At 32.8% G+C, this 20,426-nt stretch carries 21 protein-coding genes and 4 tRNA genes; 9 read left to right on the top strand and 16 right to left on the bottom strand.

Translation table 11 applies throughout. From position 1 onward, the window contains the following. Positions 1-24: 24 nt before the first annotated feature. From AC3VJB_RS06990 to AC3VJB_RS06980, 3 genes are all read left to right on the top strand, one after another. Complete coding sequence (locus tag AC3VJB_RS06990) at positions 25-525, top strand: IS1096 element passenger TnpR family protein (RefSeq protein ID WP_047789379.1); 501 nt, start codon at positions 25-27, stop codon at positions 523-525. A gap of 3 nt (positions 526-528) precedes the next feature. Next, positions 529-1,149 carry an L-threonylcarbamoyladenylate synthase gene (locus tag AC3VJB_RS06985; protein WP_073181246.1) on the top strand — a complete coding sequence of 207 codons (621 nt, stop codon included), beginning with the start codon at positions 529-531 and terminating at the stop codon, positions 1,147-1,149. A gap of 84 nt (positions 1,150-1,233) precedes the next feature. Next, positions 1,234-1,902, top strand: a complete 669-nt coding sequence (locus AC3VJB_RS06980) for a ceramidase domain-containing protein (protein WP_167713515.1) — start codon at positions 1,234-1,236, stop codon at positions 1,900-1,902. Here AC3VJB_RS06980 and AC3VJB_RS06975 read toward each other — a convergent pair. The 11 genes from AC3VJB_RS06975 to AC3VJB_RS06925 form a co-directional block, all read right to left on the bottom strand. Beyond that, positions 1,894-2,892, bottom strand: coding sequence for a glycosyltransferase family 2 protein (locus AC3VJB_RS06975; protein ID WP_196781609.1), 999 nt, complete (start codon positions 2,890-2,892; stop codon positions 1,894-1,896). The genes AC3VJB_RS06980 and AC3VJB_RS06975 overlap by 9 nt on opposite strands. Positions 2,893-3,052: 160 nt before the next feature. Next, complete coding sequence (locus AC3VJB_RS06970) at positions 3,053-4,894, bottom strand: PLP-dependent transferase (protein WP_167713517.1); 1,842 nt, start codon at positions 4,892-4,894, stop codon at positions 3,053-3,055. Positions 4,895-5,119: 225 nt separating this feature from the next. Then, positions 5,120-5,488: a VOC family protein gene (locus AC3VJB_RS06965; protein ID WP_231128389.1), complete on the bottom strand. Its 369-nt coding sequence runs from the start codon at positions 5,486-5,488 to the stop codon at positions 5,120-5,122. A 200-nt stretch (positions 5,489-5,688) separates the two neighbouring features. Beyond that, a complete protein-coding gene (locus tag AC3VJB_RS06960) occupies positions 5,689-6,504 on the bottom strand; it encodes an AraC family transcriptional regulator (protein ID WP_497666949.1) in 816 nt (271 codons plus the stop codon). A gap of 111 nt (positions 6,505-6,615) precedes the next feature. Then, a complete protein-coding gene (locus AC3VJB_RS06955) occupies positions 6,616-8,754 on the bottom strand; it encodes an amino acid permease (protein WP_497666948.1) in 2,139 nt (712 codons plus the stop codon). A 325-nt stretch (positions 8,755-9,079) separates the two neighbouring features. After that, positions 9,080-11,299, bottom strand: a complete 2,220-nt coding sequence (locus AC3VJB_RS06950; protein WP_497666947.1) for a nitric-oxide reductase large subunit — start codon at positions 11,297-11,299, stop codon at positions 9,080-9,082. A gap of 10 nt (positions 11,300-11,309) precedes the next feature. Then, positions 11,310-12,029 carry an iron-sulfur cluster repair di-iron protein gene (ric, locus tag AC3VJB_RS06945; protein WP_497666946.1) on the bottom strand — a complete coding sequence of 240 codons (720 nt, stop codon included), beginning with the start codon at positions 12,027-12,029 and terminating at the stop codon, positions 11,310-11,312. 66 nt (positions 12,030-12,095) lie between these two features. Further along, positions 12,096-12,536 (bottom strand): RrF2 family transcriptional regulator, encoded by a 441-nt coding sequence (locus tag AC3VJB_RS06940; RefSeq protein ID WP_047789250.1) that lies wholly within the window; start codon positions 12,534-12,536, stop codon positions 12,096-12,098. A gap of 114 nt (positions 12,537-12,650) precedes the next feature. Further along, complete coding sequence (locus tag AC3VJB_RS06935) at positions 12,651-13,076, bottom strand: DUF2147 domain-containing protein (RefSeq protein ID WP_073181225.1); 426 nt, start codon at positions 13,074-13,076, stop codon at positions 12,651-12,653. Between the two features lie 50 nt (positions 13,077-13,126). Beyond that, positions 13,127-13,654 carry a KdsC family phosphatase gene (locus AC3VJB_RS06930; protein WP_167713523.1) on the bottom strand — a complete coding sequence of 176 codons (528 nt, stop codon included), beginning with the start codon at positions 13,652-13,654 and terminating at the stop codon, positions 13,127-13,129. Then, positions 13,638-14,396, bottom strand: a complete 759-nt coding sequence (locus tag AC3VJB_RS06925; protein ID WP_159492448.1) for a Rossmann-like and DUF2520 domain-containing protein — start codon at positions 14,394-14,396, stop codon at positions 13,638-13,640. The genes AC3VJB_RS06930 and AC3VJB_RS06925 overlap by 17 nt, the downstream gene beginning before the upstream one ends. Before the next feature lie 152 nt (positions 14,397-14,548). Here AC3VJB_RS06925 and AC3VJB_RS06920 point away from each other — a divergent pair, with 152 nt between their 5' ends. From AC3VJB_RS06920 to AC3VJB_RS06910, 3 genes are all read left to right on the top strand, one after another. Next, on the top strand, positions 14,549-15,958 hold the full coding sequence (locus tag AC3VJB_RS06920) for an MATE family efflux transporter (RefSeq protein ID WP_159492446.1): 1,410 nt from the start codon (positions 14,549-14,551) through the stop codon (positions 15,956-15,958). A 63-nt stretch (positions 15,959-16,021) separates the two neighbouring features. Further along, positions 16,022-16,738: a bacillithiol biosynthesis deacetylase BshB1 gene (bshB1, locus tag AC3VJB_RS06915; RefSeq protein ID WP_047789245.1), complete on the top strand. Its 717-nt coding sequence runs from the start codon at positions 16,022-16,024 to the stop codon at positions 16,736-16,738. Between the two features lie 55 nt (positions 16,739-16,793). Then, positions 16,794-16,869 (top strand) — tRNA-His (locus AC3VJB_RS06910). A gap of 82 nt (positions 16,870-16,951) precedes the next feature. On the opposite strand, the gene AC3VJB_RS06905 is transcribed toward AC3VJB_RS06910, so the two are convergent. Then, positions 16,952-17,860 (bottom strand): lysophospholipid acyltransferase family protein, encoded by a 909-nt coding sequence (locus AC3VJB_RS06905; RefSeq protein WP_437822723.1) that lies wholly within the window; start codon positions 17,858-17,860, stop codon positions 16,952-16,954. Between the two features lie 87 nt (positions 17,861-17,947). Between AC3VJB_RS06905 and AC3VJB_RS06900 the strand changes: the two genes are divergently transcribed. After that, complete coding sequence (locus AC3VJB_RS06900) at positions 17,948-18,589, top strand: rhomboid family intramembrane serine protease (protein ID WP_464837903.1); 642 nt, start codon at positions 17,948-17,950, stop codon at positions 18,587-18,589. A 33-nt stretch (positions 18,590-18,622) separates the two neighbouring features. On the opposite strand, the gene AC3VJB_RS06895 is transcribed toward AC3VJB_RS06900, so the two are convergent. From AC3VJB_RS06895 to AC3VJB_RS06880, 4 genes are all read right to left on the bottom strand, one after another. Continuing rightward, a tRNA-Gly gene (locus tag AC3VJB_RS06895) sits at positions 18,623-18,695 on the bottom strand. A gap of 41 nt (positions 18,696-18,736) precedes the next feature. Further along, positions 18,737-18,809, bottom strand: a tRNA-Gly gene (locus AC3VJB_RS06890). A gap of 43 nt (positions 18,810-18,852) precedes the next feature. After that, positions 18,853-18,925 (bottom strand) — tRNA-Gly (locus tag AC3VJB_RS06885). Between the two features lie 104 nt (positions 18,926-19,029). Further along, positions 19,030-19,341 (bottom strand): hypothetical protein, encoded by a 312-nt coding sequence (locus AC3VJB_RS06880; RefSeq protein WP_047789242.1) that lies wholly within the window; start codon positions 19,339-19,341, stop codon positions 19,030-19,032. Between the two features lie 147 nt (positions 19,342-19,488). On the opposite strand from AC3VJB_RS06880, the gene AC3VJB_RS06875 reads away from it, so the two are divergent. Together AC3VJB_RS06875 and AC3VJB_RS06870 are read left to right on the top strand one after the other, a co-directional pair. Continuing rightward, positions 19,489-19,863 carry an arsenate reductase family protein gene (locus AC3VJB_RS06875; protein WP_047789241.1) on the top strand — a complete coding sequence of 125 codons (375 nt, stop codon included), beginning with the start codon at positions 19,489-19,491 and terminating at the stop codon, positions 19,861-19,863. Positions 19,864-19,930: 67 nt separating this feature from the next. Then, positions 19,931-20,410 carry a sll1863 family stress response protein gene (locus AC3VJB_RS06870; RefSeq protein ID WP_497666945.1) on the top strand — a complete coding sequence of 160 codons (480 nt, stop codon included), beginning with the start codon at positions 19,931-19,933 and terminating at the stop codon, positions 20,408-20,410. The last annotated feature ends 16 nt before the right edge of the window (positions 20,411-20,426 follow it).

Below are 20,426 nucleotides of genomic sequence, written 5' to 3'. Positions count from 1 at the left end.
TTTGTACTGACAAAAAATGATAGAATGTATAAAGTACGCGTAATTTTAGATACGAAAGAAGATGTAATACGAACCCTGTTAGTAAACGAAAAAGCTTCATTAGAAAACCTACACTTTGATATTGCAAAAGCGTTTGGTTTTAACGGACAAGAGATGGCATCTTTTTACCGTACCGATGAAGATTGGAATCAAGGTGAAGAAATTCCTTTATTCAATATGTCAGAAGCAGGAGAAGGAATTTCAATGGCAACATGTATTTTGCATGAAGCCTTACCAAACCAACACGATAAGTTGATTTATGTGTACGATTTCTTACAAATGTGGACGTTTTATGTAGAGGTAATAGAACAGTCAAATGAAGAAGTTACTGAAACAAAAATGATCTTATCTGTAGGAGAAATCCCAGATCAAGCTCCAGAAAAAGAATTTAAGGCAGAAGATCTTTCAAAAAATATAGATGATGAAATTGATGATGAATTTAATAACTTTGAAAGCCTAGACGATTTTGACTTTGATAATTACTAAGCTATGGCACAATTTATAAAACTGTATAATGACAACCCCAATCCAAAAGAGATTGAAAAAATTGTAAAAGTTTTACAAAATGGAGGGTTAGTTATATATCCAACCGATACTGTTTATGGTTTAGGTTGTGATATTACCAATACTAAAGCACTAGAAAAAGTAGCAAGAATAAAAAAAGTAAAGCCAGAAAAAGCCAACTTCTCGTTTGTTTGTAACGACTTAAGCCATTTATCTGATTACGTAAAGCAAATAGATACTGCAACTTATAAAATTTTAAAAAGAGCTTTACCAGGTCCATATACTTTTGTATTACCTGGTAGTAATTCACTACCAAAAGCTTATAAAAAACGAAAAACAGTAGGTATTCGTGTACCCGATAATAATATAGCAAGAGCCATTGTAGCAGCTTTAGGAAACCCGATTGTATCTACATCTATTCATGATGAAGATGAAGTATTAGAATATACAACCGATCCTGAATTAATTTTCGAGAAATGGCAGAACATTGTTGATGTTGTGGTTGATGGAGGATACGGAGATAACCATGCATCTACTGTAATTGATTTAACAACTGATGAACCAGAAGTAATTCGTGAAGGAAAAGGAAGCTTAGATATTTTGTAATAATAAGTTTAGTTGAAATCTTACAAAACCACTTTTTAATTAAAAACACAATCCCTATCTTAGTACAGAATAGAAAAAGGATATATGTTTTTACTGGATAGATTCCCCAACGACAGCGGACCAATATATCAAGAAACCATAGGAGGCAGATTGCCTGTTGAGCCTTTCAATACTTTTAGCAACTTAATTTTTATTGTTCTACTGATTTACTTCGGAAGAAGAATTTATCAAAACCCTAAACAATACCCATTTTTTTTGTTTGCCATTCCAGTAATATTCATCAGTTGGATAGGTGGTACCATGTTTCACGGTACAAGAAGTCATGAATTTTGGTTGTTGTTAGATTGGGTTCCTATCATGATTGTATGTTTAGGAGCTATTATTTATTTCATAGGAAAAATTAAAAAGAAATGGTGGGAACGATTAGCGATAATTGTAGCTATACTTTTAGTGTCTATTTTTCCACGATTTTTACCAATACCTTCAGGGTATAGAACATCGTTTGGATATGCAGTAACAGCATTTGCTGTAATAACCCCGTTAATATGGTATGCTTATAAGACCCGTTGGAGAAATGTAAAATACATTGTATATGGAGGAGCAGTTTTTGGAATAGCTTTACTATTTAGGACATTAGATAATAAAGTAGTTGTATTACCCATGGGAACGCACTGGTTATGGCATACTTTTGGAGGAATTGCAGTTTTCTTTTTACTCTATTATATCTATAAAGATGAGCAAGAATTAACGTAACTCGGTAAACTTTTTCCTTCCTTTAGCGTAATACTGCCAAACCACAGATGTATGCTCGTAGTAATTTGATTTTTTGGGAGATTCTTTTCTCTTTTTTATGAATTTAGGAAGATGCATATAAAAACTAAAATGAGCTTTTAAAATAGCAAACAAGTGGTTAGGTTTCCCTTCCAATAAAAATTTAACGCTAGCTAATCCGTCTAAGATCAAACGAGAAAAAATAATTGGAAATAATTTAGCAGAGGGTAAGTTTTTAACTAGGTTGAGTAAACTATTCCTGAAGTTTAAAAAGGTTTTCTTCGGGTTTAACGTGTCTAATGTAGCTCCACCAACATGATATACAGTGGATGCTCCTACATATTTTATAGTATGCCCACTATTTTTAGCGCGCCAACACAAATCAATCTCTTCTTGATGAGCAAAAAAATCTTCATCAAAACCATTGAGTTGATGAAAAACTTCAGAGCGGATAAAAAAACAAGCTCCAGATGCCCAAAATATTTCAGTAGTATCGTTAAATTGTCCGTTATCAGTTTCTAAGTCACTAAACAAACGACCACGACAATACGGATATCCAAAAGCATCAATAAAACCACCACCAGCACCTGCATATTCAAACTTCGATTTATCTTTAAAATCTAAAATTTTAGGTTGAATAATAGCAGTATTAGGTTCCTTTTTAAAAGTATTAATAATGGGAGTTAACCAGTTCTTGGTAACTTCAATGTCAGAATTTACCAAACAATATACGTCGGCATCAATATGCTGTAAGGCATCGTTATAACCTTTTGCATAACCACCATTTTCTGAGTTCTGTACAATTTTTACAGTAGGAAAATGTTGCTTTACAAATGCAATAGAATCATCTGTAGAAGCATTGTCTGCAACATACACTTCAGCTTCTTCTGAACTAAAAGTTATGACAGAAGGTAAAAATTGCTCAAGCAACTTTTTTCCGTTCCAGTTTAATATGACGATAGCTATTTTCAAGACGGTAAATTTACAGTTTATAAATGAATTTTGTAGACCAAAAAGAATCATCTCGACCGAAGGGAGAAATTTACTAATAGAGAAATTCCAATCGTTAAGATTTAGTTATGCTGAATCTTTTTTGATTTCTCCCTACGGTTGAAATGACGTTTTGTAGTTCTTAGATACTTTTTACAAAATCAAGGAAAACTTTTTTATGAAGCGCTAAATCCATATTAGGAGAAAGTGCTACACGAGCAATATAATCTTTATCACCTTCTTTGGTAGTTCCTTGTGTTGAGGTTGCAGGAATTGTCCAGTAACAACCTTTTAACTGTCCGTAGCTTACACAATACTTACTTTCATTCGGAATTTCAGTAATCATTAAATTGATAAGCTTTAAGTTTAAGGCTCTTTTATAGGCTTCTTTTTCTTCCGCAGTATTCCCTTTGGTAGGAAGGTCTAACGAAAATACTGATGGTGTAAATCCTTGCGCAGCTAGTTCTTCTGAAACAAAATTGATTTTAGCACCAGGTAATACTTCATGAATAAAGTTTACAAATTCACGTGTATTTTTATAAGCATCACTAATTCGTTGCGTCATCGAAGGCATTTGTGCAGCTAATATTTTGTATTGAAGCGGTGTAGCCTCGTTATCGCAAATGTGTAAGTGCTTTTCTATTTTTTTGATTAACGCGTTGGTTGTTTTATTTCCAACACAGTATCCAGCAGTACATTTTCCACCACTAGGGAATTTAGATCCACTAGCAAACGAAATAGTTCTAATATTGGCTAACATGTCTGTATCTCCTAAAAAGTGAACATTCGGACAGAAAGTTTGGTCTAAAATAAACACAGGATCAACGGCTGTTTCACCCGTTGGAGTCGTACGTTTTTTACTTAAAACATCTCTTAAATCGGTAAGGTTAGGTACTTCTACTCTTGGGTTGGTCGGAATTTCAGCAATGATATACGGAACCGCATCTTGTGCTGCAATGTTGGCTAATACGGTATCAATGCTCTCTACCATGTCGTTGTCTCCATCAACAGGTAAATCAACAATGTCTACGTTGTTTAAACAAGCAGCAACACGTCTCGCTTGGTCGTTTGTACCACCATAACAGTTTGGAGGCACTACAATTTTAATCGTTTTTCCCTTATGGTTTTCAAGAGCATCGTCAATCAATCCCATTAAAATGGCGTATTGTATTGAAAGTCCACTTGAAGCTACTAACGCTTTTGTGCTGGTATTGGTAATCTCATTGATGAGTCTCTCAACCTTTGCTTTGTTTTGTGCTACGTCAGTTACTGTAACCTCATACGGCTCATCGATAAGGCTTTTCAACGCTTTTAATGAATTAGCAGGAGTCATGGCAATAGTTTCTCTTCTTCTTACATGTTGAATGTCTGAAATATAAGAATCGTTTTGCTCTCCGTTTACCAATAAAAAGCTTCCTAATTCTGTGTGTGTGTTGATGTAAAAATCAACGTTTGGTACAATCGTAAAGTTGCAAATAGCTTCTTGTTCAACAATCAATACGGTACTACCATCAAATTCAGGAATAGCTTCAACACTATCCACTTTTTTTAGTTCAAATTGATATCCGTATACATTTTTAATTACTTCAGCATCAAAAAAGCTAGGAATTTCATTGGTAAACACTATTTGCGTGTTTTTATTAGCAAATAAATTCGCTCTTAACACAGCCAAAACAGGAACCGTTTGTGATGAAAAACTAATTACTTGTGCTGCTTTAGTGTTGTATAGTTTGGCAATCGTCCACTCTAATACAGACGATAACGGATGCCCTAAACGAATATAATCGTATGCAGTTGGCAACTCGCTTAACGCTGAAGCAGTAGCATTGTTGTTTTTATACAAATCTTCAAACTGCTCTAAAAACTGGGTTTTGGCTAGTTTTTCTATATAAATATCCAGACGGTGCGTGGTTAGGTTTAACCAATCTGCTGGCATATTTTCTACAACATTTTTTATATAAGTATGTACGTTTTTGTCTTGCATTATAGGTGTCTTTTAATAAGATTGCAAGATACGTTAATTAGATTTTTTTAGAAAGGGGAGAGAATGGTTTTATAAAGGGAGTTTTACTTTTGTTTGATGTATGAGCTGTAGCTGACTTTATAAATTTATGGGTTGGTTTTCAAGACACTTTAATAAAAAGAAATAACGGTTTGAGTTAGTACCCAAGCCATTATTATTTCCCTTTATTGTTAGAAGTTTGTTTTTTTAATTTGGCGAATGAAGTCCAATTTTATTTCCTTCTGAGTCGAGAAAAATGGCAAAGTACCCGTTTTCGTCAGCGTGAGGTGTTTTAGGTATCATAACTTTACCACCATGTTCTTCTACTTTATCAATAATAGTTTGCAGATTGTCTCCACCATTAAGGTAAATAGTAACCCCACTTGCAGAAGGTTCATAACCTTCGCTTTGTATAATTACTCCTGTAACCATTTGACCTTCGTAAGGAAATACCCCCATTTCCATTTCTGGAAAATAGAATCTTTCAATTTCTATACCTAAAATTTCTTTGTAAAAATTAACGGCTCGTGTAATGTTGGTTGCAGGAATTTCAAAAATTGAGACATAACTTTTCATCTGTTGTATACTTTTAGTGATTGATTCTTTAGATTGTGTTGTTTTAGAGATTGAAGTGCCTTTGTTTTTGCAAGACACAAGGCAAAAAAATAGGGTAATAATGGTAATAAGTGTGTTATTTTTCATTTTCGGCTTAGTATTATTGATGCAAAACTAAGAGCAGAAAATTAGTTGAAATTGTAAAAATGCGACACCTTAGTTTATTTGTAAAAAAGGGTAGAAAGCTTCAAGCTTTCGTCAGTAAGAAACTCTTTTGGGTTTATTCCTGTAAATTCTCTAAAGTCTTTGATGAAGTGAGCTTGATCGAAATAGTCGCTTTTATAGGCAACATCAGTTAGGTTTTTAGACTTTTGGTTAAGCATCAATTTTAAAGCTGTTTGCAATCGAATTACTTTTCCTAACTGTTTGGGGCTTACTCCAATTTGTTTTTTAAAGTTTCTTTCAAGCTGTCTTCGTTTAGATAGGTTGTTTTCGAGGATTGAGTTTATAGAAACACTTCCGTTTGTAGAAAGGAGAGTATCCACAGTACTTTTTACTATTTTATGAATTGTTTTTTGGTTGTTGAACGTATCCAAAAGAAACTTTTCGATGATTTCTATACGTTGTATCGTATTTTTAGCGTTGATTATTTTTTGTTGCAAACCATCTGCGGTTTCCTTGTCAAAAAGGAGATTCAAGGGTGTTTCTGTGTTTGCTAAGTTGTTGATTGGTTCAGAGATAAAATTAGCAAATCCATAAGGATAAAACCTAATGGCAAAAGTATTGACATAACCTGTTGGTTCAATGTAGAAAGGTTCAATTATTTGCCCTAATACCATTGCCCGTGGTTGAAGTATAAAGTTATTTTCGGAAGTGTACCGTTTGATATCGTCTCCAAGAATAAATGCCATTTCTATACAACCATCTGGTACAATTCGTTGTTTTTGTGGTTCGGAATGTATAGGTACTTCCAACGTCCAATAACAACTAATAATTGACTTTAAATTTGTATGTGGTTCGTATGTTTGGTAGTCCATTTTGTCGTTTAATCTTTTTCAGCATGAGATATGGTTTACCAAAGATATAACTTCTATCAGAAATATAAATTGATAACTAAGTTCAATAAAAATAAATAACCAAACCAAAAATTAAGAAGTCTCTTCAGTATCCAGTTTATCTATTTCATAACTCATATACTCTTTATACAGTTTCGCGATAGATTTGGTTTCTCCAAGTATGGTGAGTACATCATCTGTTAGTAAAACAGTTGAACCGTTAGGGGTAAACGTTTTATCATTTCTTTCAACTAAAGCCACTAAAACGTCTTTTGGTAACTGAATATCCTTTAGCTGTTTTCCTATCATGGTGTTTTGCGGAGTTCCTTCGAGTAGTTTGATGCTTACAAATCGTTCGTTTTGTAGTAAAAACTCCTTAATTTCTCTGTGACTATTCATTTTAAGCAAGGTTTTTACGATTTGCTCTCGTTCTAAAATATCAAGAAGTCTCGATAGCATACGGAGTTGCTGTTTTGGGTTTTCATCAGAATTAATTAGAAAAGCACAGATTTGTAAGGGCTTTTTAAACTCATAGTCTTCAGAGGGAAGTGTTCCTTCAATTGGTTTTTTAGAAATCACAATTTTCATGGAAGGATGTGAAACACTCTTAAACTTGGCATGAAAAACTAAAATACCTGGTAAAGTGATGACAGATTCATCGGGTATCGACTGAAAGAACTTGTGTAGTACCCCTTCTTTGTTGAGGTCTAACTCTCTACAAAAGTAATCGGAAGCGATATTTAAGACTTTATCAAAGTTAGTGGTATCCTTAAGTATTTTTATTTTCGATGTAATTACGGTTTCATCAAACGGATCCCCTTCACGAAGTCCTTTTTCTTTTAAAATGGTCATTAATTCATTCTCCAATTCATCGTATTGGTGTCTTCCTAAAAGCGCAAACCAATGAAAAATAGCGCCTTCTCGTTTTACTTTTCCTTTAGAATAAAAGTGATACCAAAGTACCCCAATAACAATAATACCAGAAGTAAAAAGTACTGGCATCCATCCTAAATAAATAATAAGGATGAATGAAATGATAATTCCGACAACTTGCATAAACGGATATAATGGAGATAAATACCCTGGATCGTATGATTCTATTTTACTTTTTCTAAAAACAATAACAGAGAAATTAATAAAGATAAAAATCAATAATTGGAAGGTACTAGCAAGCTTTACAATACCTTCTTCTGATAGTAGTAGAATGAATACAATAATTAATGCTGTAGTTAAAAATATAGCGACTACAGGACTTCCTTTTTTACCAATTCTAGCCAGAATAGCAGGAAACAGTTTATCGCGTCCCATAGCAAACGGATATCGTGATGCAGATAATAGTCCTGCGTTCCCTGTAGAGGCAAAAGCGGCAAGTGCTGCTACCGACATTAACAGTACTCCCACATTATCGGGTAACCATTTAAAAAGTTGTTCAGCAGCTGTAGCAGCTGGTGCCAATTCGTTGGCAAAGGCGGTAGGCTCAATAAGAGTTACCATAATAAAAACACCCAAACCATAAATTAATCCTGTAACGACTAAAGAAAGTATCATACCTAAAGGAATATTTCTTTCAGGGTTTTTAATTTCTTCTGCAACGCTTACTATTTGAGTGAGCCCTAAATAGGAAACGAAAACAAAACCTATGGTAGTAAACATTCCTCCAAATCCGTTTGAAAAGAAAGGAGTAAATTGTTTGTTAATAGATTCATTGGTGATAGTATCTGAGGTGAAGATAGAAAAAAGACCATCTGCAATAAAACCAATTAAAATGACTAATAGGAATATGACAAACACCTTTTGAAAAGCGGAGGTTTTTTTAGCCCCCACTAAGTTTAATGCCATAAAAAAAAGAGTGGCTATGATAGCAACTACCTTGGTAGGAACTTCCCAAAATATAGCGGCGTAAGCACCAATACCAATAATAGCAAAGGCTGTTTTTAGCATTAAAGCAAAATATGTACCTAGTCCGCCAATAGTTCCCATAAGTGGACCTAAGCTTCTGTCTAAAAAAAAGTAAGCACCTCCTGATCGTGGTAAGGCTGTTGATATTTCAGCAATACTAAACATGGTAGGTAGTATTAATACACCTGCAAGTAAGTAGGCTAAAAATACAGAAGGGCCTGTATAATGTGAGGCGATTCCTGGTAGTAAAAAGAAACCAGAGCTAAACATGGCTCCAGTACTTATGGCAAAAACATCAAATAATCCTAAGTCTTTTTTTAGTTTATTCCTCATGGCTTTTGTGTTTAAGGTTTATTATTAAGTGGTTAGACCATGAGAAGATATGAAAAAAATTACACTTTTTAGGTTTGGAGGCTCTTTACTTGTTTTATATCTACTAACTAAAAATCAATATTTAGGAAAATAGAATTGAATTAGATTCAAAAGACCTATATTTAATATATAGAGGTTTTGTAAACAAATTAATTAGTTTTTTTAGAGTTGGTAGCTAGTTATTAATCTAACAGACTTTTTTTAAGATGTTTTAAACAGTATCTTTTTGGAGGTAAAAAAACCTGTGTAATTATTTTACACAGGTTTTTATAAAAATAAAGAGGGGTTACGATTTTTGTTTTATTGCATTAATCGTTGTTCTTACCACAAACCAGCAGAAAAATACAATACCTAAAGAGAATACAATATCTCCTATCATTCGCATCCATTTTAAAGTTTGTACTGTTGGATTGTATAATAATTCAGGATCTCTGGCAAAAGAATACCCTTTGGTAATAGAAGTGTAAGCTTGAATTATACCAACAGGTAGTAAGCTTAACACAACCATTAAAACTAACCCACCATTTAAAAACCAAAATGCATTTTTTACGAGCTTTTCGTTCCAAGCAATGTTTGAATACAAGCGTAGGCAGATTAAAATAAAGCCCATACCTAACATTCCATATACTCCAAATAGTGCGGTATGTGCGTGTACAGCAGTTGTGTTTAATCCTTGAATGTAATATAGAGCAATAGGAGGGTTGATTAAGAACCCGAAAACACCAGCACCTACCATGTTCCAAAAGGCAACAGCAATAAAGAAAAAGATAGGCCATTTGTAACGTTGAATCCAAGCATTCTTTTTCAATAAATTCCAGTTTTCTCTAATTTCAAAGCCCATTAAGGTTAATGGAACCACTTCTAAAGCACTAAACGTAGCTCCTAAGGCAATGGCTTGTACTGGAGTTCCTGAATAATATAAGTGATGTAAGGTACCAATGATACCACCTGCTAAGAAAATGGTAGCTGAGGCTATCGCTGTTTTTCCTGCTGTTTTGGTAGAAATAATTTTCATACGAGAGAAAATATAGGCAATAATCACCGTAGCAAATACCTCAAAGAATCCTTCTACCCATAGATGTACGAGCCACCATCTCCAATAATTAATTACAGGTAGTGAACTGTTTTCTCCATACATTAATCCTGAGAAAAAGAACATACCAATAGCAACTACAGCTATTAATAGGATAGAAAGCAAATGTTTTGAGTCGTCTTTTTTACGGATACCATACAGTACGTGTCTACCAACCATAACTACCCATAATATTAAACCAATACCTAAGAATATTTGCCAGAATCTACCTAAATCCATGTATTCATATCCTTGGTGACCAAAGAAGAAGTTAGTAGTTAAATCCAAAAATTGATGCACACCTAACCATTCTCCCAACATAGAACCCAAAACAATAATTAACAAGGCAATAAACAAGAAATTGATTCCGAAAACTTGGAACTTCATTTCTTTACCACTAATAATTGGAGCTAAGAATAATCCTGTTGCTAACCATGTAGCGGCAATCCAAAATACAGCAAGTTGTGTATGCCAGGTTCTAGAGATTGAATACGGAAGATATTCTGATAAATTAAAGCCAAAGAAAGCTTGACCCTCTACCGTATAATGTACAGTAACAATACCCAAAACAACTTGTAATACAATAAGAAGTGAGATGACTAAAAAGTACTTTAATACTGCTTTTTGAGATCTAACTAATTTTAAGTCTAATAAGGGATCATTGCTTGGGTTTGTTACCGCTTCTCCTTTTTCATGATTTCGAATATAGTAATAGGTTAATACTCCTATAAATAATAACAATAAAATTATTGAGAATCCTGACCATAGTTGAGAATCGGGAGTAATTGTGTTATTAATCAACGGTTCGTGAGGCCAGTTAGAAGTATAGGTATAGTCTTGATTGGGTCTTTCTGTACTGGCAGCCCAAGAAGTCCAGAATAAGAAAGCATTTAGTTTTCTTAGTTTTTCAACATCGGTTAAGGCGCCTTCTGGAATGGCATATTTTTCATGACCTTTTGAAAAAATGTTTGCATAATACGCTGAGTTTGCTTCAATGGCTTCTTTTCGCTCTTTAGAAATTGTTATTGATTGGTCTTTTTCATTAAAAGTGTTGGTTCTAATATCTTTTACCAAACGAGCTTTTAAGGCAGCTTTGTTTTCTTCATCTAAAGCATCATAGTTGGTGTTAAAGTCTTTTTTAGCCCAGTAGTTTAATAAGTAAACTGCTTCTTTATGAATCCAATCAGCTGTCCAGTCTGGAGCTACATAACTTCCGTGACCCCAAATAGAACCGACTTCCATTCCTCCGATAGATTCCCAAACATTTTGTCCATCTTGTATGTCTTTTTTAGTGTATATAGTTTCATTACTTCCGTTAACTTTTACTGTTTCAGGTATAGGGGGTTGGGTTTGATAAATTTCTGTACCTACCCATATTAATGCAATAAATGATAATACCACTACTGCAATAAATCCAGTCCAAATTTTTCTCATTATTAGTTATTTAATTTAATTGATTTTCTAATTTGATTGCTTTTTTAAATAGAATATTGTTTTCTAAATGAATGTGTTTGTGTAAGTCTTCTTCAAATTCTTGTAGCATTGCTAAAGCAACTTTATAAGTGTTACAAGCGTCTTCAGGTGGAGTGTAATTATTGGTAAGTTTTGCAATTATTCTAAATCTATTGCCTTCATTATCATGCTCTGTGTGCATCATGTTTATAGGATTTTCTACCGTACCAAATGGAGGAGGAGAAAAGGGAGTATTTGAGTTACTCGCTTCAACTAACTTTTTTATAAAAGGAAATAAAATAAGTTCCTCTTTTTTCATATGTGTAGTAAGTTCCCCAGCACTTTCTTTAAAGAGTTGCAAAACCTCGTGTAGCTCAGGATGGTTGTTACCATGTACTTTAGCTAGTTTGGTTAAATATTCTAAAATTTCAGGAATTTGTTTTTCCACATAGGTATGGTGATTTTGGTAGATATAATCACACAAAAAATCTAAGGACCAGCTTTGATAATCGTTAGTAGATTTATAACCTTTATCAATGCGAGTTAGTTTATTGATTAATATATCAGGAGCAATGTTCTTTTTTTTAGCAACCTCTTGAATAGTTCTGTTACCGTTGCAGCAAAAATCAATTCCGTATAGTTTAAAAATTGTAGCTGTTTTATAGTTATTTGCAACTATGTCTGCTACTATTGAGTTGTTATTTATCTTCATTTTGTTTTTATTTAATGTTTATAAATTATAAAAAGACCTTTTTATCTTTTATTATTCTAAATTTTTTTATTCTCGTTTTAGCCAAAAAGTATTTTTCTTGTCGTTGGTGTATAATACATCATGTAGGGTGTTTCCTTCTAACATTTTTCTTAAGTTATCTCTAATCTCTACAAATTTAAAGTGAAGAGGGCAAGGAGAGCTATCGTCGCATTGTTTTAAACCCAATCCGCAACCCGTATAAATACTATCACCATCTAATACACGAACCACATCGCTTAAGCGAATTTTTTTAAGGTCAGCTTTATTAATTACAAATCCACCATAAGGACCTTTAATAGAATCAATGATATTATTTTTTGTTAAAATTTGTAATATTTTCCCTGTGAAAGCTTCAGGAGAATCAATAGCGGCAGCAATAGTTTTTACACCAACTTTATTATCTAAGCTAGATTGTTCTGCAACAAAAATAGTTGCTCTTAAACCGTATTCACAAGATTTTGAAAACATATAAAATAATATGTTACAAAGATATTAGTTTTCTTTATAAAAGACACTAAAGTCTTTTATTTTTTTATAAAAAAAGCATCATAAAAAAATGATGCTTTTGAATGTTTTTAAGACTTAGTTTTTTCGGTACCAGTAAGCGGTTCTACCAAAGGCAGCAAAACCTATGTAGCCTCTAATCTTTAACTTGTTGTCGTTTTCAAGTTTAATATAACATTTATATTCTTTTCCGTTTTTAGGATCTAAAATTTTTCCACCACTCCATTCATCACCATCTTTTTTTAGACCTGTTAAAATATTCATTCCTAAAATAGGATTGTTTTTACGCTTTCCACTACACTTATCACAAACAGCTTCTTGACGATTTTTGTCTGTGATCTCAATAATTTTAGCGTAAGCTTTTCCATCTTTTTTATATACTTCTATTACAGAGTCAACTTTATTGGTTTCTTCGTCACGATTTTCCCATTTTCCGAAAATAGTTTGTGCGCTCATGGATAAGCTAACGGTTGTAAATAATAAAGCAAAAAGTATTTTTTTCATAATTTAAAAGTTTTAATAGTATTTTAATTCTCAAAAAGTATTCCAATTAATTAATCGTATTGTGCATCAAAGTTACTATCCCATTTTCCTTGTACACGTAATACTTGTTCTATAATATCTCTAGCACAACCATTACCTCCAGTTTTATCAGAAATGTATCTTGAAATTTGTTGTATTTCACGAGCAGCATCGTTAGGGCAAGAGGGCATACCAACGAGTTTCATTACAGGGTAATCAGGGATGTCATCTCCCATGTACACTATATTTTCTGGGTTTAGTTTGTATTTTTCAACCAATTCATTAAACTGTTGAATCTTATCATGAGCTCCTAAATAAATATCGGTAATACCTAAGCCTTCTAAACGTGTACGCACTCCTTCGTTTTTTCCACCAGAGATAATACAAACCTTATAACCAGCTTTTACAGCTGCTTTTAAGGCGTATCCATCTTTAATATTCATTTGACGTACAAGCTGTCCGTCAGGAAAAACGGTTACGATTCCGTTAGTTAATACTCCGTCTACATCAAAAATAAAGGTATCTATTTGAGGTAAGTATTCTTTATAACTCTTTTCCATTTTGTTGGATTGATTTTGTAATAAGTTTATAAATTTCTTGTTGTTCAGCATTTAATATTGCTAAATGGTTTTGAATAGTTTTTTGGTCATTTCTTTTGGCAGGACCTGTTTGTGCTGCCTTAGGACTCAATTCGGTTATTTTTTGAGCTGTCTCCTGAATTAGAGGTAGTAATACTTCAAAAGGAACTTGATATTCGTTGCAAATATCAGCGCCAATTTTATACATGTGATTAGTGAAATTGTTTACAAAAACGGCAGCAACATGTAATCGTTTACGTTGCTCTGAGTTGATTCGATATACCTTTTTTCCAATAGATTTAGCAAGGGTCTCTAATAACTGCAAATCTTCTTCGTTTTCAGCTTCTAAACAAAAAGGAATTTCATCAAAGTTTACATCTTTGTCTTTAGAAAAACTTTGTAATAGATAAAAAATACCCTTGCGTCCACTGTTTTGTAACGATTGCATAGCTACACTACCAGAAGTGTGTACAACTAAGCCGTTTTTTTGTTCAATTTTACGAGAAACATCACCAATAGCATCATCAGAAACCGCAATGATATACACATCGGCTTCTGTTAAAAGTTCTATACTATTTGTAATAGGAGTAACTTCTTTTAAATGCTCTATTTGCTCTATATTTCGAGCATACATTTGTACTAACGATACTTCGTTTGTTTTACTAAAAGCATTGGCTAAATGTGTAGCTACATTACCGCCTCCTATAATGGCAACCTTAATCATAGCACGAAGATATTGAAATTAATTAAAATTATTTTCGCATATTTGTACCATTATGATTGTATAAGTCACCTCAAATAGTTGTGTTGCTTGAGCAACAAATAGTTATGTCTTATTTCTTTTAAGACAATTTTATGTATTTATAAAACTTTATAATGACTGAAAACAATCAAACATCAAAACAAACTATATTCTCACTTTTTAAAGATGCTGTTTTAGGAAGACAGCAAGATTTTACGACAGGAAGTATTGGTAAAGCAATTTTTGTATTAGCAATTCCGATGATTTTGGAAATGCTGATGGAATCTATTTTTGCCTTGGTAGATATTATTTATGTATCTAGAGTAAGCGTAAATGCTGTAGCTACTGTAGGGTTAACAGAGTCTGTACTTACGTTAGTGTATGCTGTAGCCATAGGGTTAAGTATGGCAGCAACAGCTTTAGTCGCTAGAAGAACAGGGGAGAAGGATTTAGAAGGAGTAAATCAAACAGCAGTGCAAGTTATATTTTTAGGAGTTTTTATTTCTATCCTTATTAGTATTGTTGGAATTGTATATCCGAAGGAAATATTAGCACTTATGGGAGGCGAGCCTGATTTAATTGCTGAAGGTTACGGATATACTCGTGTATTATTGGGTGGAAACATAACAGTAATGTTATTGTTTTTAATCAATGCTGTTTTTAGAGGAGCGGGAAATGCATCCATTGCAATGTGGACGCTGATTTTATCAAACGGATTAAATATTATACTTGATCCTATTTTTATTTTTGGGTTAGGTCCAATACCTGCATATGGAGTAGAGGGAGCGGCTATTGCAACAACGATTGGAAGAGGGACGGCAGTTATAGCGCAATTAGGAGTATTGTTTTTTGGAGCAGGTAAAATAAAAATAGCGTTTAAAGATTTAGTGGTTAGAGTTTCTGTAATGATAAACTTAATAAAAGTATCATTAGGAGGAATAGGGCAGTTTATTATCGGAACTTCAAGTTGGGTATTTTTAATGCGAATTATGTCCGAATTTGGTAGTGAAGTGCTAGCAGGATATACAATTGCCATTCGAATAATGATGTTTACCTTGATGCCTGCTTGGGGAATGAGTAATGCAGCAGCAACATTGGTAGGTCAAAATTTAGGAGCAGAACAACCAGAGAGAGCAGAGAAGTCTGTTTGGATAACGAGTAAATATTGTGCAATTTTTATGGGAGCAGTCTCATTGATTTATATATTCTTTGCTCCAACTTTTTTAGGATGGTTTTCTGAAAAGACTGAAGTTGTTGAAAATGGAGCTTTGTGTTTGCAAATTATGGCAGCTGGATACATAGCATATGCTTATGGAATGGTTGTAATTCAATCTTTTAATGGTTCAGGAGATACCAAAACACCAACCTATATCAACTTTGTGTGCTTCTGGTTATTTCAATTACCGTTTGCATACATAATGGCTATTACGTTAGATTTTGGTCCTATAGGAGTCTTTTTAGCAATAACTTTAGCAGAAATTTTAATAGCTGTTGTTGGTATTTGGATGTTTAAAAAAGGAAAATGGAAAACAGTTAAAGTGTAAACTTCATTTAGTAAATTAGCTATAATTATTTTAAAGGAAGTACTATATAAAACAATACAATAAATGAAACTAGATATATTAGCTTTTGGAGCGCACCCTGACGATGTTGAATTAGGATGTGCAGCGACCTTATCTAAAGAAATTTCAGAAGGAAAAAAAGTTGGGATAGTTGATTTAACTCGTGGAGAGTTAGGAACAAGAGGTTCTGCCGAATTGCGTGATAAAGAAGCATCAATAGCCGCTGATATTTTAGGAGTATCAATACGAGAAAACCTAGGTTTTGCAGATGGTTTTTTTAAAAATGATAAAGAACATCAACTAGAGGTTATAAAAATGATACGTAAGTATCAACCAGAAATAGTGTTGTGTAATGCTATTGATGATCGCCATATTGATCATTCTAAAGGAAGTCAGTTAGTGTCTGATGCTTGTTTTTTAAGTGGTTTGCTTAAAATAGTAACTGAGTTAGATGGAGCTCAACAAGAAAAATGGAGACCGAAACAAGTTTATCACTATATACAATGGAAAAATATTGAACCTGACTTTGTGGTAGATGTTACTGGTTTTATGGACAAAAAAATAAGTTCAGTTATGGCGTATTCATCACAGTTTTTTGATCCGAAAAGTAATGAGCCAGAAACGCCTATAACTAGTAAAAACTTTACCGATAGTATAGAGTATAGGGCAAGAGATTTGGGTAGATTAATAGGAGTTGATTTTGCAGAAGGCTTTACATCAGAACGTTACGTGGCAGTAGAAAATTTAAGTAAATTAATTTAAAAAAAAGTTTTGCCACAATGTAAAAAGAATGTATATTTGCACCCGCAAGTTACATGGTGATTGTAGCTCAGCTGGTTAGAGCGCCGGATTGTGGTTCCGGAGGTCGCCGGTTCGAACCCGGTCTTTCACCCAAAAACCTTCTCAATTTGAGAAGGTTTTTTTGTGTTTTAAATTTACTTTTAAAATTAGTGTTGAATAAAAAAGCCTCTCAGTTTATTGAGAAGCTTTTCTGTTTTCTAGCCATTGCGCGTATTTGTCTTTATGTTTAAAGCGTTTGTGTGTCCATAAATAAAACTCTGGTTGTGCTTTGATATTTTTTTCGGTAATTTCTAAATACTTGTCTGTTATTTGATAGTTTTCGAAATCTTTTGGATTTTCTGTTATCAGTTCAAATTCAACTTCAAAATAACCTCTCTTAACTTTTTTTGCAACATAGTTGACTACAGCAAAGTTATATTTTTTTGAAAGTATTTCAGCTCCAGTATGTACTGGAACCTTAATACCTAAGAATTTAGCCCAATAATGAGTTTTGTGTATTTGAGGAGATTGATCGCTTAATAATATGTATATTCCTTGTGTGTTATTTTTGTAATTTTTGTGAATTCCTTTGACGGTTTCAGAAGTTTTTAAACCGATAATTCCGAATTTAGTTCTTGAAGTTTTTACAGCTTTTTCAAAGTATTTGTTGGCAAGCCTTGTATAGGCACCAAAAACTTCTCCGTTCAAAACTAAAGGAAGTCCAAAAGACCATTCCCAGTTAGCTTGATGTGCCCCTACTAAAGCAATGCTTTTACCTTCTTTAGTTAGTTTGTTTACTAGTTCAGGGTTTTTGTATTTGTAGCGTTTATGTATTTCTTTTTTACTAATGGTAAAAGACTTAATGCTTTCAAAAATTAAATCGACAAAGTGTTTGTAAAACTTTCTTGCAATGTTTTTTATTTCCTTGTCGCTTTTATCTGGAAAAGCTTTTTTTAGATTTTCTACAACCACTTTTTTACGGTATCCAATAAGGTTGAATATAATAAGACGGAAAAAGTCAGAAATTATATATAATAATCTCATGGGGAAAATTGATAGCATCCATATTAGTGGATAAACAATAATAAATAAGAATAGTTTCATTAAATGATATTTTTGACAAATATCGTATTAATTACTGAATGATTTGTTTTGTTAACTTTTGTTTATGTTTGTGGATATATATAAATTATGAGTCAAATTATTATTATACTAATTGTAGCTAATGTGTTGGTATCTTTAAAAGGATTTAGTGATGCAGCTTTTTTTGATCGTTATAAATTTCAAGTTCAAAGAATATTAGGGGGAGAGAAAATACGAATGTTAACTTCAGGTTTTTTGCATGTAGATTGGTTGCATTTAGGATTTAATATGTATGCTTTGTATTTATTTGGAAAAGTAGTTGACTCAAGTTTTGGTACATTCAATTTTATTTTAATCTATTTTGTAAGTTTAATATCGGGAAGTATGTATTCGTTGTATCAACATAAAAAAATGCCTTATTATAGTGCAGTTGGTGCATCAGGAGCTGTGTCTGGAGTAATATTTTCTTCTATAATGTTATATCCAAGTATGGAGTTGGTTATGTTGCCAATACCAATACCAATTCCAGGATATGTTTTTGGTGTAGGATATTTATTGTATTCTATTTACGGAATGAAAAACCAAGTAGGTAATATCGGTCATTCCGCTCATTTAGGAGGTGCTATTGGTGGATATTTGATAACATTAGTGTTGCGACCAGGTGTGATAACAAATCATACAATAATGGTTGGTATTATGGGAGTAATTATTCTAGGATTGTTTTTATTTGAAGATAAGCTAAATAAATAAAAAAAACCGAAACATTAGTTTCGGTTTTTTTTGAGCGGGAGACCAGGTTCGAACTGGCGACATTCAGCTTGGAAGGCTGACGCTCTACCAACTGAGCTACTCCCGCGGTAAAGACTTTTGTAATTTCTTACAATTATGTAAAATTTGAGCGGGAGACCAGGTTCGAACTGGCGACATTCAGCTTGGAAGGCTGACGCTCTACCAACTGAGCTACTCCCGCGGTAAAGACTTTTTGTAATTTCTTACAATTATGTAAAAATTTGAGCGGGAGACCAGGTTCGAACTGGCGACATTCAGCTTGGAAGGCTGACGCTCTACCAACTGAGCTACTCCCGCAGTAAAGCGGTTGCAAATATAATACTGCTTTTGTTATTTACAAAGACTTTTTTGTAAAAAAAAATGAAAAAAAAGCACACTTTTTATAAGTGTCAGATAATGAGTTAAGTATTTTTTTTAGAAGAACACTTATTTAAAAAAGAAGTTAATTCAATATTAGCACTTGGGCCATAAGCAGCTAAAATAGTGCCTTTTGTTCCGTCGTGCATTGTTAATATATAAAGAATACTTAAATCAGCAGGGTTAGAATAACCTTCATACCTATACTCTTCATCAATAGTAACGTCTTTAACGGTATATTCTTTTTTAGTATCTACGTCAATTAATTTATTATTAATAAGATGATAACTAGCAGTGTATCCTTTGTTTTTATAATATTCAATTTTATTTATTTCATGTTTAGAATTGTTATTCATAGTGTATGAGTATTAAAGTTACATTCAAAAGTATAGAATCAAAAAGAACAAGATTAACTTATATGAGTTAAATATTAATCTATTTAAGTTAATTTATAAAACCATATGAAACTAATTTTGTAATAAATTAATTAATAAACTAAATTAATGACTGTGTTAGCAAAACATAAAAGGCAATTATTATTTATTTACTCCTGTGAATCCAGTTTTAGTAAAGAAATGTTAGCTTATGCTTCTGCCGTAGATAAAAAGCTACAGATTATAAATATTTGTAAAGAAAAAATTTCAGATACAATATGGTTAGAAATAGCTGCTATGTTAAATGTAACATTAGGAGAGTTGTTTTCACCTAAGCACTCAAATGCTGAGAATGTAGGAGATGTAACGAGCTTTGATGAGACAGACTGGTTGAAATTAATAAATAGCAAACCTAGTTTGTTACAGGTTCCTATTGTTGTTAATGCAGATAAAGCTTTGAGAATTAAAGAAAAAACTGATATGATGAATGTGTTAGATAATTAGAAAATAATTTTAGGGAGTAAGCCGAAAACCCTTTAAGAGAGTAGGTATAAATTTAAACTGAATAATTATGAAAATATCAAAATTAATTTTAGCAACATTATTAACAGCAGTTGTAATGGTTTCTTGTGAAAACAAAAAAGAAAAAAAAGAACAGGTAAAAGAAAAAATGGATGAAGTGGAAGCGAGCGTAGAAGAAGGAATAGATGAAATTGAAGAGAGTTTTTCTGACCTAGGTGATTATACTTTTGAAAAGAAAAGTGAGGTAACAAAATCAATTAACAAAGGAATAGATAAATTAGATGCTGAGATTGATAAATTAGAGAAAAGTGTAAGTGATAGTTATAATGATGCAAGTGAAAGTGTAAAGAAAGAGCGTCAAGAATTGTTAGCTTCTTTAAAAAATAAAAGAACAAAACTCAAAGCAAGTATGGAAAAATTAAAGAATAGTTCTGAAGATACTTGGGATGATGTGAAAAAAGGGTTTGAGAAAGCTTATGATGATGTAGAGAATGCTTTTGATAAATTAGCTGATGAATTAAATAGTTAATATACATTTTACAAAT

It is taken from the genome of Tenacibaculum sp. TB-53 (genome assembly GCF_059716285.2).
The sequence above is the reverse complement of the archived record's forward strand: the minus strand, read 5'-3'. Positions and strand labels throughout refer to the sequence as shown.

Coding starts and splice junctions, on each gene's coding strand:
- AC3VJB_RS06935 (WP_073181225.1), bottom strand. CDS start 13,076: ATGAAAAAAATACTTTTTGCTTTATTATTTACAACCGTTAGCTTATCC.
- AC3VJB_RS06905 (WP_437822723.1), bottom strand. CDS start 17,860: ATGAAACTATTCTTATTTATTATTGTTTATCCACTAATATGGATGCTA.
- AC3VJB_RS06970 (WP_167713517.1), bottom strand. CDS start 4,894: ATGCAAGACAAAAACGTACATACTTATATAAAAAATGTTGTAGAAAAT.
- AC3VJB_RS06955 (WP_497666948.1), bottom strand. CDS start 8,754: ATGAGGAATAAACTAAAAAAAGACTTAGGATTATTTGATGTTTTTGCC.
- ric (WP_497666946.1), bottom strand. CDS start 12,029: ATGAAGATAAATAACAACTCAATAGTAGCAGACATAGTTGCAAATAAC.
- bshB1 (WP_047789245.1), top strand. CDS start 16,022: ATGAAACTAGATATATTAGCTTTTGGAGCGCACCCTGACGATGTTGAA.
- AC3VJB_RS06980 (WP_167713515.1), top strand. CDS start 1,234: ATGTTTTTACTGGATAGATTCCCCAACGACAGCGGACCAATATATCAA.
- AC3VJB_RS06990 (WP_047789379.1), top strand. CDS start 25: ATGTATAAAGTACGCGTAATTTTAGATACGAAAGAAGATGTAATACGA.
- AC3VJB_RS06875 (WP_047789241.1), top strand. CDS start 19,489: ATGACTGTGTTAGCAAAACATAAAAGGCAATTATTATTTATTTACTCC.
- AC3VJB_RS06985 (WP_073181246.1), top strand. CDS start 529: ATGGCACAATTTATAAAACTGTATAATGACAACCCCAATCCAAAAGAG.
- AC3VJB_RS06940 (WP_047789250.1), bottom strand. CDS start 12,536: ATGTTTTCAAAATCTTGTGAATACGGTTTAAGAGCAACTATTTTTGTT.
- AC3VJB_RS06900 (WP_464837903.1), top strand. CDS start 17,948: ATGAGTCAAATTATTATTATACTAATTGTAGCTAATGTGTTGGTATCT.
- AC3VJB_RS06960 (WP_497666949.1), bottom strand. CDS start 6,504: ATGGACTACCAAACATACGAACCACATACAAATTTAAAGTCAATTATT.
- AC3VJB_RS06880 (WP_047789242.1), bottom strand. CDS start 19,341: ATGAATAACAATTCTAAACATGAAATAAATAAAATTGAATATTATAAA.
- AC3VJB_RS06950 (WP_497666947.1), bottom strand. CDS start 11,299: ATGAGAAAAATTTGGACTGGATTTATTGCAGTAGTGGTATTATCATTT.
- AC3VJB_RS06870 (WP_497666945.1), top strand. CDS start 19,931: ATGAAAATATCAAAATTAATTTTAGCAACATTATTAACAGCAGTTGTA.
- AC3VJB_RS06965 (WP_231128389.1), bottom strand. CDS start 5,488: ATGAAAAGTTATGTCTCAATTTTTGAAATTCCTGCAACCAACATTACA.
- AC3VJB_RS06930 (WP_167713523.1), bottom strand. CDS start 13,654: ATGGAAAAGAGTTATAAAGAATACTTACCTCAAATAGATACCTTTATT.
- AC3VJB_RS06925 (WP_159492448.1), bottom strand. CDS start 14,396: ATGATTAAGGTTGCCATTATAGGAGGCGGTAATGTAGCTACACATTTA.
- AC3VJB_RS06920 (WP_159492446.1), top strand. CDS start 14,549: ATGACTGAAAACAATCAAACATCAAAACAAACTATATTCTCACTTTTT.